The sequence below is a fragment of the Polaromonas sp. YR568 genome, from assembly GCF_943371715.1.
GTDB lineage: Bacteria > Pseudomonadota > Gammaproteobacteria > Burkholderiales > Burkholderiaceae_C > Polaromonas.
In genome coordinates this window covers 1-13,500 of record NZ_CALRVW010000025.1, presented here as the reverse complement: position 1 = coordinate 13,500, position 13,500 = coordinate 1, and the positions used below count along the sequence as shown (strand labels likewise).

Genomic DNA, 13,500 nt, shown 5'->3' with positions numbered 1-13,500 from the left:
GCCTTGTTTTCTAACCAGGAGTAACACCATGTTTCATCGCCGTTTTCTTTTGATAGCCGCTGCAGCCGCCATGGTGGCCGGCTGCGCAACCCGATCCGCGCCCGTGCCGGTGGCTGACACCATCGCAGCCACGCCATCTCTGAGCACACTCAACAGCCTGATCGTCAAGGCGGGCCTGGCCTCCACCCTGAACGGCACCGGCCCGTTCACGGTATTCGCCCCCACCAACGACGCCTTCAAGGCTGTGCCTGCCAAAACCATGGACGCGCTGGCCAAAGACCCGGCCATGCTCAAGAATGTGCTGACCTACCACGTCCTTGCCGGAAAAGTGATGAGCGGTGACGTCAAGAATGGCCCCGCCAAAACCGTCAACGGCGCCAGCGTGGCACTGGCCAAGGCCGGCGAGTTCGTGACCGTTGAAGAATCCATGGTGCAGACCGCCAATATCGTGGCCACCAACGGCGTGATCCACACCGTGGACCGCGTGATGATCCCTCCCGTCAAAAAGTAAATCATGTCCTGATCCGGCGGCGGCTGTCGCCGGTTTTCTGCGTTATGCAGGCATTTCGGCCTCCGCCCCCATTCAGCGGGCGTGAGCCGCTACTCATTCAATAGCATTTCAAACCAGACGGTGACGCCATCGGGGCTGCGCCGTGGAGAAAAAGATCATGCATTCCCACTCAAAGCTCCAGCGCCGACAGATTCTGCAGGGGGCGGGCCTCCTGGCGGCTCAGCTCGCCATGCCCGCTCTGGCCCAGCCCGCGAAGTCAGCGGGCAGCGCCCGCACCCTCAGCGTGGCACAGCTGGTTGACTTCTCGCTGGCCCAGCAGGATGTTTCCAAGGATTTTCTGATCGGGTCGCGCGCGGCCTGGCAGGACATCAACGCCCGCGGTGGCCTGCGCGGCAAAAACGTCCGGCATCTGACGCTGGAAACCGACGGCACCGCCGCCAGCGTGCGCGCCGCGCTGGACAAGATCAAGGACGACCCTTCATGCGTCGTGCTCTCCGGCACCGTCGGCGACCAGGTGGCCAGTCAGGTGGTCGCACAACTGTCGCAAGACCGGCTGGCCATGGCCCACGTCGCCCCCTGGCTGCAAACCTCCATCCTGGCCATCGACGACCAGACCTTCCCCATATTTGCTGCCCGCCAGCAGCAGATCACTTACGCCCTGAAAACCCTGTCCGGGATGGGCCTGAAGGAGCTCGGTGCGGTGTACGCCTCGAACCAGGACCAGACGCTCTATCGCACCGACGTCGAACGCATCGCCGGCAGCATGGGGCTCAAGCTGCTGTCCCTGCGCGGTTCGGGCGATCTGGGCGTTCTGGGCCAGAAACTCACGCCAAGCACTCCGGCGGTCCTGCTGTTTCTGGGCGGCACCCCCGAACTGGCCCAGTTCACGCAGGGCCTCGACAAACAGGCACGGCAACGCTACATCGTGGCGCTGGCCGATGTGAACATCCAGACCATGATGCAGATGGGCGGTGGGCGAACCACGCCGGTCATCGCCACGCAGGTGGTGCCCCTGGTCAACGCCAGCCTGCCGGTGGTGCGCACCTATCGGGAAACGCTGGGCCGCCTGTTCGACGAACCGCCGGTGCCGCTCAGCCTGGCGGGCTTCATCGCGGCTCGTTACACCCACGATGTTTTAAGCAGCATCAACGGCCCGCTGACGCGCCAGACCGCTCTGGCCGAGTTCCAGCGGCGCGCCGATGTCGATCTGGGCGGTTTCCGCATCAGCTATGACGCCCAGCGCCGCAGCGCAACCTACGTGACGCAAAGCATGACCACGGCGGACGGCCGTCTGGTCGGATAGGCGCGCAACTGCGGATGCGGGTGCCGCGCGAGTGCTATGCTGAGCCTCCTCTCAGACGCTCACACATGCAAAATGGAACCCGCCTGGCTGCCGTGGACCTTGGGTCCAACAGCTATCGCCTCGAAATAGGCCGTCTCGATCACGGCCAGATCCACCGTACCGAATACCTCAAGGAAACCGTGCGCCAGGGCAACGGCCTGGATGAGGAACGCAACCTCACGCCGGAAGCCATGCAACGCGGCTGGGACTGCCTGGCGCGGTTTGGTGAGCGCCTCGCCGGCTTCAGGAAAGGGGAAGTGCGGGCTGTCGCCACCCAGACCCTGCGCGAAGCGCGCAACCGCGACGTTTTTCTGCAGCGCGCCCACAAGGTGCTGGGCTTTCCCATCGACGTGATCTCGGGGCGCGAGGAAGCCCGCCTGATCTACCAGGGCGTGGCGCACCTGCTGCCCCAGTCCGGCGAACGCCGCCTGGTCATCGACATCGGCGGCAGGTCCACCGAAATGATCCTGGGCAAGGACCTGGACGCGGTGACCATGGAGTCCTACCGCGTCGGCAGCGTGGGCTGGTCCATGAAGTATTTTCCTGACGGCCAGTTCACCGCGCGGGCCTTCCAGACGGCCGAGGTCGCCGCCAAGGCGGTGCTGGACGAAGCCATCAACCTCTACCGCGGCGGCTGGGACGTGGCCTATGGCTCGTCGGGCACCGTGGGGGCGGTCAGCGACGTGCTGACGGCCGGCGGCTGGCCCCAGGGCCTGGTCACGCGCGAAGGGCTGGACTGGCTGCTGGACCGCCTGCTCAAGGCGCAGAGTGCAGAGCGCCTCAAGCTCGAGGGCATGAAGGATGACCGGCGTGCCGTGATTGGCGGCGGCGTCAGCGTGCTGCGCGCGGTGTTCGAGCTGATGGGCATCAAACAGCTGCAAACCGCCCAGGGTGCCCTCCGCCACGGCGTGTTGTATGACCTGCTGGACCGAGAGGAAGAAACGACCGACCTGCGCTCGACGAGCGTGCAGCGGCTGACCCACAAGTTCGACATCGATACCGCGCAGGCGCAGCGTGTGAGCAAGGTCGCCCGCGCCCTCTTCGCTCAAGCCAGCACCGGCCTGTCGGCGGCCGAACTGGGGCGCTTCCAGCGCAAGCTCGACTGGGCCGCCCTGCTGCATGAAATCGGCAGCCACATCTCGCACAGCGATTACCACAAACACGGTGCCTACATCCTGGACAACGCCGATGCACCGGGCTTCACCCTTCAGGAACAGCACCGCCTGAGCCTGCTGGTGCTGGGCCACCGCGGCAAGCTGCGCAAGCTGGAAGCCGATTTCGAGGACGAGGTGTTTGTGCTGCAGCTGCTGTGCCTGCGGCTGGCGGTGATTCTCTGCCACGCACGACGCGACCCGGACGTCAGGGACATGCAGATCGCCGGCGCCGGCCAGCACCAGTTCACGCTGGTCTGCCGGCCGGGCTGGGCCGAGGCCTTTCCGCAGTCGGCGCACCTGTTGCGTGAGGAAGTCCTGGCCTGGCAAAAAACGCCGTGGACGGTTGTGCTGGCGGGTGCCTAGTTTTACGGGTCGCCGCGGTACGGGTTCAACCGGTTCAATTCAAAGAAGTTCCGGCGATTGCACCGTGACCACCACGGTCTGCAATCCCCCTTCGCGCTCACGCGTGCGCAGCCACCAGAGCGCGCCCTTCTTCACGGCGCATTCGCTTTCCTGCAGGCCCAGCAACTGGGCAATGGTCTGGCCCAGCGTTGGCTGATGGCCGATCACCAGAATCGGCAGCTTGTTGACCGGCCACTGCACCAGTTCAAGCAGCTGCGACGGCGGCGCGTCAGGCCCGAGTTCTGCACGGATCTTGTACTTGCGCCCCAGCGCCAGCGCCGTCTGCTCACAGCGGCGCGCCGGACTCACCAGAATGCGCGCCCGCTCCGGCAACTGCCGGTCCAGCCAGGCCGCCATGCGGGCTGCCTGCTTCTCGCCCCTCGGGGTCAATGAACGTTCGAGGTCGTTCCCGCCTTGCGCGTCGGGTGACAGCTCTTCAGCCTCCGCATGACGCCACAGGATCAGGTCCATCGCTAGGCTGCCATCACGGCGCCACCTGCCGAATAACGGGCCATCAGCGCGGCCTGCGCACCGTGTTGCTCGCCCTGCGGCGATGCACCGGCGCGCAGGTAGCTGCCGTCGGGCTGCAGGTCCCAGGCATCCAGGCTGTCATGCAGGTAGGCCACCAGGCATTCGTCAATGATGCGCTGGCGCAGCAAGGGATCGGTCACCGACCAGGCCAGTTCGACGCGCCGCAGCATGTTGCGGTTCATCCAGTCGGCGCTGGACAGGTACAAGGTTTCCTCGCCGTCACAGCGGAAATAGAAAACGCGTGAGTGTTCGAGGAAGCGGCCGATGATGGATCGCACACGGATGTTGTCTGTCACCCCCGGAACGCCGGCCGGCAGCATGCAGGCGCCGCGCACCACCAGGTCAATTTTCACGCCGCGCTGCCCTGCCCTGACCAGGGCCAGCATCAGGCCCTCGTCGGTCAGGGCGTTCATCTTGGCCACCAGGCGCGTGTCCTTGCCGAGCGCCGCAGCTTCCGCCAGCGCATCGATTTTTTCGATCAGCTTGCGGTGCAGCTGAAACGGCGCCACCAGCAGGCGCTGCAGCCGGGGCAGCTTGCTCTGGCTGGCCAGATGCCCGAAGACACTGTCGATTTCCGCGGTCAGCGCCGGGTCGCCGGTCAGGTAACTCACATCGGTGTACAGCCGCGCGGTGGTCGGGTTGTAGTTGCCGGTGGAAAGATGGGCATAACGCACCAGCTGGCGTCCTTCACGCCGCGTCACCAGCAGCATCTTGGCGTGGGTCTTGAGCCCGACCACGCCGTACACCACCTGCGCCCCGATCGACTCCAGCATCTCGGCCCAGTTGATGTTGGCTTCCTCGTCAAAGCGCGCCTTGAGCTCGAGCACCACCGTGACTTCCTTGCCGCGACGTACCGCCTCGCGCAGCAGGACCATGAGTTCGGAGTCAGGCCCGGTTCGGTAAATGGTCTGCCGGATGGCCAGCACCTGCGGGTCGTTCACGGCCTCGCGCAGGAAGTCGAGCACGCCGTTGAAACTCTCGAAGGGCTGGTGGATGGACACGTCGCCCTGCTTGAGCCGCTCGAAAAACGACTGCCCCGGCACCAACTGCGTCGGGTAACAGGCCTTGTAGGGCGGAAAAAGCAGCTTCGGGTCATTGACCAGGTCCACCAGCTGGGTCAGTCGCACCAGGTTGACCGGGCCGTGCACCCGGTACAGCGCTTCGGCTGGCAGGCTGAACTGGCTCAGCAGAAAGTCCGACAGGTGTTTGGAACAACCCGCCGACACCTCCAGCCGCACCGCCTGCCCGTAATGACGCTGCTCCAGGCCCAGACGCAGCGCAGTACGCAGGTTTTTCACGTCGTCCTCATCCACCGCCAGGTCGGAATGGCGCGTCACGCGAAATTGCGAAAACTCCCCGACTTCGCGGCCCGGAAACAGGTCGGCCAGATGCGCCCGGATGATGCTCGACAGCGAGACAAACAGCAGCTTTTTCTGCGAGCCCTTGTCGGGCATGTGGATCAGACGCGGCAATACCCGCGGCACCTTGACAATCGCAATGTCGTTCTGGCGTCCGAAAGCATCCTTGCCACCGAGCCGGACGATGAAATTGAGGGATTTGTTGGCCACCTGCGGAAACGGGTGCGAAGGGTCCAGCCCGACAGGGATCAACAGCGGCCTGACTTCACGCTCGAAGTAGGCCTTGACCCAGCGGCGCTGCGCCGCGCTGCGGTCGCCATGGGAAACAATCCGAATGCCCTGTTTCGCAAATTCCGGCATCAGCTCGTCGTTGTACAGCGCGTACTGGCGCGCCACCATGTCGTGGGCGGCGGCAGACAGGGTTTTGAAAGACTCGGCCGAATAAGGCGCCTTCTGCTCCTGATTGAGCGCGGCGGTCAGATGCAGCGCGGCGCGCACCTCGAAAAATTCGTCCAGATTGGATGAAACAATACACAGGAAACGCAGCCGCTCCAGCAGCGGCACGTCGGGCCGCCTGGCCCAGTCCAGCACCCGCTCGTTGAACGCCAGGATGCTGTGATCCCGGTCCAGAAACTGGACGGCTGCACCCGCGGCAGGGGCGCTCACCGCCGGGGGCGAATTGGCAGAGTTTTGAAACATGCGGTCTGAACTGGTAATTGTCATGAATCTGACTTGTCAGTGTGCGCGGATTTGATGACAGAAGCGTGACAACATCATGACAAATGTTTCAGGCGGCGGCTGGCGCCGTCACCTGAGGGCTGGGGGGCCTGGCCACGTACCGGCACCAGATACCCTTCGAACAGCTGGGCGGCATGCGTCCAGCTGAAGTCCAGCGAACGGATACGGGCTTCATGGCGCGGGACCGCCATCGCACGGTAACAGGCCCGTTGCAGGTCCTCATCCAGCACACCGCCGTGGTGGCTGCCATCCGGTTTGCCCAGCACCTCCAGCGGGCCATCGACCGGGTAGGCCGCCACCGGCGTGCCGCTGGCCATGGCTTCGAGCATCACCAGGCCGAAGGTCTCGGACCGGCTGGGGAAAACAAACACATCGGCGGCGGCGTACACCCTGGCCAGTTCATCGCGCGGCAGCACGCCGAGCCAGTGCACCTGCGGAAAACGCTCCTTGAGCGACGCCTCCAGCGGCCCGACGCCGCAGACCACCTTGCTCCCCGGAATGTCCAGTGCCAGGAAGGCCTCGATGTTTTTCTCATACGACACCCGGCCGACAAACAGCGACACCGGCCGCACCAGGGTGCCCATGCGGGGGTAAATCCGCGCCTCGGGATGAAACGGGAACAAGGCGGTGTCCACCCCATGCGTCCAGCTGCGCAACTGGCGAAAACCGCGCCGCTCCAGCATGCGCAACACGCCGTGGGTGGGAACCATGACCCCGGCGGACGCCTTGTGGAAATGCCGGAACAGCGCATACCCCCACGACAGCGGAATTTTCAGCGCGGCATTGAGGATTTCCGGAAACTTGGTGTGGAAAGCGGTGGTAAAACGCAGGCCTCGCTTCAGGCAGTAGCTGCGCGCCGCCCAGCCCAGCGGGCCTTCGGTCGCGATGTGGATGGCTTCGGGCGCAAAGGCATCCAGCCGGTTGGTCAGCAAGGCTTTCGGACGCACGGCCAGGTCGATGCCGGCATAACCCGGGCAAGGTCGCGTTTTGAACAGGCCGGGATGGATGACTTCCACCGTGTGGCCCAGGGCCTGCAGTTCACGCACCAGCTCCACCAGCGTGGTCAGCACGCCATTGACCTGCGGCTGCCAGGCGTCGGTAACAAGGGCAATTTTCATGACTGTAACTGGCCCCCACGGTTGCTCACTTCGTGTAGGGCCCTGCCCCCCGAGGGGGCCGCTGCGCCTGCGGCCTGGCCAAGCCAGTTCCGCGGCCCCGGCTCGAACAGAGGGGAGTCCTCTCCGCTAACCACGTTTTGCACCGGCTCCCTTCGAGGGGTTTCATGGGACGGCGCCCAGTGCAGCAGCTCCAGCCTGCCGTCGTAGTGCTCCACCAGCGCGGTGCGGCTTTCGACCCAGTCGCCGTCGTTGCAATACAGCACGCCGTCGATGTCGCGCATCTCGGCGCGGTGGATATGGCCGCAGACCACTCCCTGGTGGCCGCGCCGCCGCGCTTCGTTGGCCACAGCCACTTCAAAGTCGGTGACGTAGTTCAGCGCGCTCTTGACCTTGTGTTTGAGGTAGGCCGAGAGCGACCAGTACGGCAGACCCATGCGCGCGCGCAGGCTGTTGAGGTGACGGTTGAGCTTGAGCGTGAATTCATAGAGGTTGTCGCCCACATAGGCCAGCCAGCGGGCGCACTGCACGACAGCGTCGAAATAGTCGCCGTGGACGATCCACAGGCGGCGGCCATCGGCCGTGACGTGGACCGCGTCCTCCATGACCTCGATGCCGCCAAACTGGTGGCCGATAAATTCACGCGCAAACTCATCGTGGTTGCCGGGCACGTAGACAATCCGGCAGCCCTTGCGTGCGCGCCGCAGCAGCTTTTGCACCACGTCGTTGTGTGACTGCGGCCAGTACCACTTGCGCCGCAATTGCCAGCCGTCCACGATGTCACCCACCAAATAGAGGTAATCGCTCGGGTGCGCCCGGAGAAAGTCCAGCAGCGCTGCGGCCTGGCAGCCGGGCGTGCCCAGGTGCAGGTCGGAGATGAAGATGCTGCGGTAGCGCTTGCGCAGCGCGGCGTCGTCATGCGCATCCTCTTCCCCCGAGGGGAGACCCGGGTTGAGCGAGCCGAGCTTGTCGAACATCGTGCGCATCAGGCACCCCGCGCGGAAAAATGTTTGCGATAACGCGGCGGCAGGTCGGCAATGCGCATCATCATGGGCAAGTCGGCCGAGTTGAAGTCCGGGTCCCAGGCCGGTGCGCCCAGCACCCTGGCGCCCAGGCGCAGGTATCCCTTGATCAGCGCGGGAGGCTCGACGTCCAGCGAGTCGTCAAGCTGCTCGACCGGCAGGGCCAGGCGCGGTGTCACGTGGTATTCGATGGCGGCAAGATGGCTTTGCCGCACCTGGCGCCAGATGCTGGCTGCGGCATGCCCGCTGCCGTATTCCGGGTGGCCGCTGTGCTGCATCGGAATGCTGGCGCAACCGATCATGGTGTCGAGCTGGTTGCGCGCCATGAACTCGGCCAGCGCACCCCACAAGGCCAGGATCACACCGCCGTGGCGGTGGTCGACGTGTACACAGCTGCGCCCCAGCTCGACCATGCGCTCGCGCAGGCCGCGCAGACGCGTCAGGTCGAACTCGGTATCGCTGTAGGTGCTGCCCACGCGTTTGGCCTGGGTCGGCGTGAGCACGCGGTAGGTGCCTATGACTTCCTGGCTGGCTTCGTCGCGCACCAGCAGGTGTTCGCAGAAATCATCGAACAGGTCAATGTCGTGGCCCGGCACCGTGCTGGGCAGCGTCGCCCCCATCTCGAGCGCGAAGACCTGGTACCTCAGGCGCTGCGCCTGCCGGACCTCGTCCTGGTGCCGGGCCCAGCCTATCTGGATTTTCCCCGGCGCAGCCCCTTGAACAGCGACCGGATCGGCAGCATGAGAGCTTTGATGAAGTGACCCCCGTGGCATTGCGACTGGCGACAATGCAAAGGTGGGGTTGGGCAGTTCTTTCATGGTGGACTCCTGGTTGTCTTCCGCAAATTCGCTCAAACGCTGCAAAAAAGCCCCGTTGCAGGGGCTTTTGAACTGACTGACTAGGTACCGACGATGCCGCCATCCTTGCGCCGGATGACGACGGTGGCCGAACGCGGCCGCCCGCCCGCCGGGCCGTCCGGCCAATGGCTCACCGCCTTCGGCTGGGCCGGGTCGCTGCGTTCGCTGGCGGTTTCGCCCGGATGCTGAATGTTGATGAACACCGCGCGGCGATCCGGCGTGAAGCTCACCCCGGTGATCTCGCAGCCGGCCGGGCCCGTCAAAAAGCGTTTGGTCTCGCCGGTCGCCGGATCGGCGCACAACATCATGTTGTTGCCCATGCCCTGGTAGGCGCCCTTGTGCATGGCCGAGGTCGAGATGTCGGTCTGTATCCAGAGCAGGCCACCGGCGTCGAACTGCAGGCCGTCCGGGCTGCCGTACATGTCGCCCTTGATGGTGCCGCGGTATTCGGCCTTGCCGGCATTCGGGTCACCGGCCAGCGCAAAGTGCATCCAGCGGAACTCGGTGGCACCTGCGTCGCCGTCGAGCCGGCTGACCGCGCTGTCCTGGCGGCTCTTGCCTTCGCGCCAGCGGATGATGTGGCCCATGATGTTGTCATTGCGCGGGTTGGCCGCATCGGTCATGCGGCCGTCCTTGCCGCGGCTACTGTTGTTGGTCAGCGTGACGAACACCTCGCCGGTGTTGGGATGCACTGCCACCCATTCGGGGCGGTCCATTTTGGTGGCGCCCACGGCATCGGCGGCCTGGCGGCACTTGATCAGCACCTCGGCCTGGCTGGCAAAGCCGGCGGCGGCATTCAGGCCGTCCTCGCCATGCACCAGCGGCAGCCAGCGGCCGTAACCCTGTGCATCAAAGCGCGCCACATACAGCGTGCCGTGGTCCAGAATGTCCTGGTTGGCGCGGTAGCCACCCGGCTTGACCTTGTCGCGGCTGACAAACTTGTAGATGTACTCAAACCGTTCGTCGTCGCCCATGTAGACCACCGCGCGGCCATCGCGGCTCAAGGTTGTCGTGGCCCCCTCATGTTTGATGCGGCCCAGCGCCGTGCGTTTGATCGGGGTCTGTGTCGGGTCCTGCGGGTCGATCTCCACCACCCAGCCGAAACGATGCGGCTCGTTGGGGTTTTTGACTGCGTCAAAACGCTCGTCAAATTCGTGCCAGCGGTAACCAAAACCCTTGGCACGCAGGCCGTAACGCGCTTCGTCCGGGTTCGGCTTGTCCTGAGCCGAGAAGTAACCGTTCCAGTTTTCCTCGCAGGTCAGAAAGGTGCCCCAGGGCGTCTGGCCGGCGGCGCAGTTGTTCAGCGTGCCCAGCGGCCGCAGGCCGGCCGGATCGGCCGAAGTTTTCAGCAGTGCGTGCCCGGCCGCCGGACCGCTGAACAGCATGGGCGTGTTGCCGGTGATGCGGCGCGCGTAACGCGAATTGGGCATCACGCGCCAGACACCGGCACGTTCCACCACCTCGATCACGCTGACGCCGTGCGCCGCCTGCGACTTGCGCACCTTGTCGGCGGTCCAGGTCTTCATGCCGTCGCTGTGCAGCAGGCCGTCGTCGGTGTATTCGTGGTTGATGGCCAGCAGGCCGTGGCGCGGGTTCCTGTCCAGCGGAAAATACTCCATGCCGTCGTGGTGCATGCCCGACTGCAGCAACTGCTCCTGCCAGCTGTTGGACGCATCGGCGCTGAAAGCCGGCGTTGCCGATCCGGCCACGCCGGTCGCGTCACCCCAGCGGTACAGCACCTGGGCTTCGTACTCGGGCGGCACCACCAGCGTATCGTCGCTGGACACCGGCACCCCGGTAAACCCCAGTGGTTGGCCTTTGGCTGCCGTGGCGGCATGTGCCGTGAGGGTGTGCGAACCCATCAGCAACGCCACCGCCGCCGTCGTGCAACGCAGCACATGGCGGCGCCCGCCGTCTACTTCATGTATGAAGGGATTGGACGTCGTGTTGACGCCTTCACCCTGCTCGTAATCCTTGCCGAATCCCTGACCCATGAATCACTCTCCATCGTTTTTTTGACTGATGGGGAGATTCTGGAAGTCGAGGGTGACGTGTTCATGTCGGTTTGATGGCAGTTTGATGACGGTCGCCTGGATCTTCCGCTGGCCGCCTAGTCGGCACGCGGCGATGACTCCGCGGTGGGACCGGATCCGCGCATCCCCTTCCGTGAGCCAACCCGCCTGGAAGGGCACCCTGTGCGGCCGGAGGTCCCGCAGGCGTCAGCGTACTTCGCAGTCGACAGCGCCGCTTTTGTTACTCCCGGCCGTCGAAGCGCTGTTTCCTGCGCTGGGAGTCGATGACGAAAATACGGGTGGCGGCGAGAATTTCAGGCCGGGGTTGGTGGGCACCATCACCGGTGGCGACGTGAAGGAAGGCGTGTATCCAAACTGCCCGGCCGAGAAGTTTGACGTTCCCGCAGGGTTTTTGACCGTGATGAGCCCATCAAGCACTTGCACATAAAGGCCCGGTGCCCTGGCGCCTCCTGGGACCGGCGGCACAGGGCCCTGCGCCACTTTTTCCCAAACTGGCAGGACGGTGGTGGCATCACTCTGCACCGACGGGCCCAGTGCCGCCAGGCTGGCCCGCGCATAAGCGCGCTGTGCGATGGCAGTCGCGGGGTCCGGCGTGTAAAAAAGATTGAAGCTGGCCGCGCCGGCATCGACGGTGGTTTCTCCCGCCGCTATGCTCAGGCGACCGGTGCCGGGCTGCGCAGGCGCCAGGACCTGAAGCTGGCCCGTCGCCAGGCTCAGCGTGGTGGCGCTGGCAATTGTCAGTCGGGTCTGGGGGCCCAGCACGGCTTGGCGGCCGTCGGCCAGGTCGATACGAACGTAGGTGTTGTCCTCGCTCACCAGGGTGTCACCGCTTTCAACCACGGATTGGGGTGCGAGCACTTTCAGGCCGCCACTGGCCTTGAGCGCCAAAACGAAACCGCTGAGCTGGGTGACCTTGCCCGCTGGCGTGCCGGCGTGGGCCGCCGGGTGGACGAAGAGAGACAGGGTGAACAGGAAGGAAGTTATGACAGGCGAATAGATGTTCATGGTTTGCTCCGCTTAGTTGCAATACGTTTTTTTAATCACGTCGCGTTTGGCCACGACGTTGCTGGTATCGGCCGTTTTGGCGTCAGCCTTATTCGGAGCGCTGGTGGTAGCGCCAGTGACACTGGTGTTGATGAGGTCATCTGTTGAATTCAACGCCATGGCCAGGGACGAATTGGTGGCGGTCGCGGTGGACGACAGCACACTGCTGCACCCCTGGGAAGCAGGTGCCGCCGCGCACTTGGCCAGTGTCGGCAACACGACACTGCAACCCTGCAAGCCGGGCGAAGCCGTGCACTGCGCCAGCGTCGGAAGCACGGCACCGCAACCCTGCAAGGTGGGGTTGGCGGAGCACTGCGACAGCGATGGCAGCACGACATTGCAGCCCGACATGGCGGGATTGGCGGAGCACTGTGCCAGCGATGGCAACACCGCCGCGCAGCCCGCCAGGGTGGGTGTACCGATGCATTGGGTAAAGGTCGGCAGCACGCTGACGCAACCCGCGGTGACGGGCGCGGCGACGCAGGTGGCCAACGAGGGCAACACCACCGAGCAGCCGGCGGTCGTCGGTGCGTTGACGCATTGCGACAGAGTCGGCAGTACCGCCGAACAACCGCTGGTGGCAGGCGACGCGATGCAACTGGTCAGTGACGGCCGCAGCACAACGCCCTGCACCGTCATGCCGCCACTGGTGGAACTCACGGTGGACTGGTTGTCCAGGGTGTTGCCGGCCAGCACGATGTCACCCGACCGCGAAGTGACGGGGCTGAGCAGCGTGAGGCTGCCGGCCACATTCACGTTGATCGGACCGCTGCCCCCGGACGTGATGCCGGTTTGCGGGCCGGCCGCGCCAATCGTCAGGGGCGTGCCGCTGTTGCGGAAGTTGAAGCCACCGGCGCCATTGGCAAAACCAGCCAGCCGCTGCACCTGGTTGCCCGGGTTGGTGAGGTTGACCGATCCGGCGCTCGCGGTGGCCGACAGCGTCACCATGCTGATGGCGGCGGTCTGGTTGATGTTGCCATTGGCGCTGTTGAGCGCGAGCCGGCTGCCGCCACCACCGGTAATGGTCGCGTTGATGTTGATGTCCGCCGTGGCATTGAGCGTCAGGCTCGTGTCACTGGTCCAGCTCACGGCGTCAACCACGTTGATGTTGCCGGCGCCCGTGCCCGCCGCGTTGTCGGTGGTGACGATCACCTGGGTATTGGCAAGTGCCGCCTGCAAGGTCGCCACGGTCAGCAGCGAGTCGCCCACCGCGCCAGCGGCGACGAAGGTGTTGGCCGAGGTGTCGCCGCCCACCATGCCCGCCGCCGTGGCGCTGGCCTGGTTGGTCGCAATGAAGATGTTGGTCGGATCCAGCAACAAGGTGCCGACGCGGCCGTTCGGTGCCCGGGTGTCGACCCGACCCTGCATGTCCAGCACATGGCCGGAGGTTTCG

11 protein-coding genes are annotated in these 13,500 nt (G+C 64.9%); 3 read left to right on the top strand and 8 right to left on the bottom strand.

All coding sequences use genetic code 11. The features are described 5' to 3' along the window. Positions 1 to 28: 28 nt before the first annotated feature. From AAG813_RS15960 to ppx, 3 genes are all read left to right on the top strand, one after another. Complete coding sequence (locus AAG813_RS15960; protein ID WP_341916661.1) at positions 29 to 511, top strand: fasciclin domain-containing protein; 483 nt, start codon at positions 29 to 31, stop codon at positions 509 to 511. A gap of 157 nt (positions 512 to 668) precedes the next feature. Further along, positions 669 to 1,814 carry an ABC transporter substrate-binding protein gene (locus AAG813_RS15955; RefSeq protein ID WP_341916660.1) on the top strand — a complete coding sequence of 382 codons (1,146 nt, stop codon included), beginning with the start codon at positions 669 to 671 and terminating at the stop codon, positions 1,812 to 1,814. 65 nt (positions 1,815 to 1,879) lie between these two features. Next, on the top strand, positions 1,880 to 3,370 hold the full coding sequence (gene ppx / locus AAG813_RS15950; protein ID WP_341916659.1) for an exopolyphosphatase: 1,491 nt from the start codon (positions 1,880 to 1,882) through the stop codon (positions 3,368 to 3,370). A gap of 39 nt (positions 3,371 to 3,409) precedes the next feature. Here the strand turns inward: ppx and AAG813_RS15945 are convergent, their stop codons facing one another. From AAG813_RS15945 to AAG813_RS15910, 8 genes are all read right to left on the bottom strand, one after another. Next, entirely contained in the window at positions 3,410 to 3,880 is a 471-nt protein-coding gene (locus AAG813_RS15945) for a histidine phosphatase family protein (RefSeq protein WP_341916658.1), read from the bottom strand. A gap of 2 nt (positions 3,881 to 3,882) precedes the next feature. Beyond that, positions 3,883 to 5,997: a polyphosphate kinase 1 gene (gene ppk1, locus AAG813_RS15940; protein WP_341916657.1), complete on the bottom strand. Its 2,115-nt coding sequence runs from the start codon at positions 5,995 to 5,997 to the stop codon at positions 3,883 to 3,885. A 74-nt stretch (positions 5,998 to 6,071) separates the two neighbouring features. Beyond that, entirely contained in the window at positions 6,072 to 7,154 is a 1,083-nt protein-coding gene (locus AAG813_RS15935) for a glycosyltransferase family 1 protein (RefSeq protein ID WP_341916656.1), read from the bottom strand. Then, on the bottom strand, positions 7,151 to 8,137 hold the full coding sequence (locus AAG813_RS15930; RefSeq protein WP_341916655.1) for a UDP-2,3-diacylglucosamine diphosphatase: 987 nt from the start codon (positions 8,135 to 8,137) through the stop codon (positions 7,151 to 7,153). The genes AAG813_RS15935 and AAG813_RS15930 overlap by 4 nt, the downstream gene beginning before the upstream one ends. Next, the gene (locus tag AAG813_RS15925) at positions 8,137 to 8,991 is read right to left on the bottom strand and encodes a GNAT family N-acyltransferase (protein ID WP_341916654.1); all 855 of its coding nucleotides are present in this window, start codon (positions 8,989 to 8,991) and stop codon (positions 8,137 to 8,139) included. The genes AAG813_RS15930 and AAG813_RS15925 overlap by 1 nt, the downstream gene beginning before the upstream one ends. An 80-nt stretch (positions 8,992 to 9,071) precedes the next feature. Then, positions 9,072 to 11,024 carry a PhoX family phosphatase gene (locus AAG813_RS15920; protein WP_341916653.1) on the bottom strand — a complete coding sequence of 651 codons (1,953 nt, stop codon included), beginning with the start codon at positions 11,022 to 11,024 and terminating at the stop codon, positions 9,072 to 9,074. 225 nt (positions 11,025 to 11,249) lie between these two features. Next, on the bottom strand, positions 11,250 to 12,068 hold the full coding sequence (locus AAG813_RS15915) for an iron dicitrate transport regulator FecR (RefSeq protein WP_341916652.1): 819 nt from the start codon (positions 12,066 to 12,068) through the stop codon (positions 11,250 to 11,252). Between the two features lie 12 nt (positions 12,069 to 12,080). Continuing rightward, a partial coding sequence (locus AAG813_RS15910) for a hypothetical protein (RefSeq protein WP_341916651.1) occupies positions 12,081 to 13,500 on the bottom strand: 1,420 nt, incomplete at its 5' end.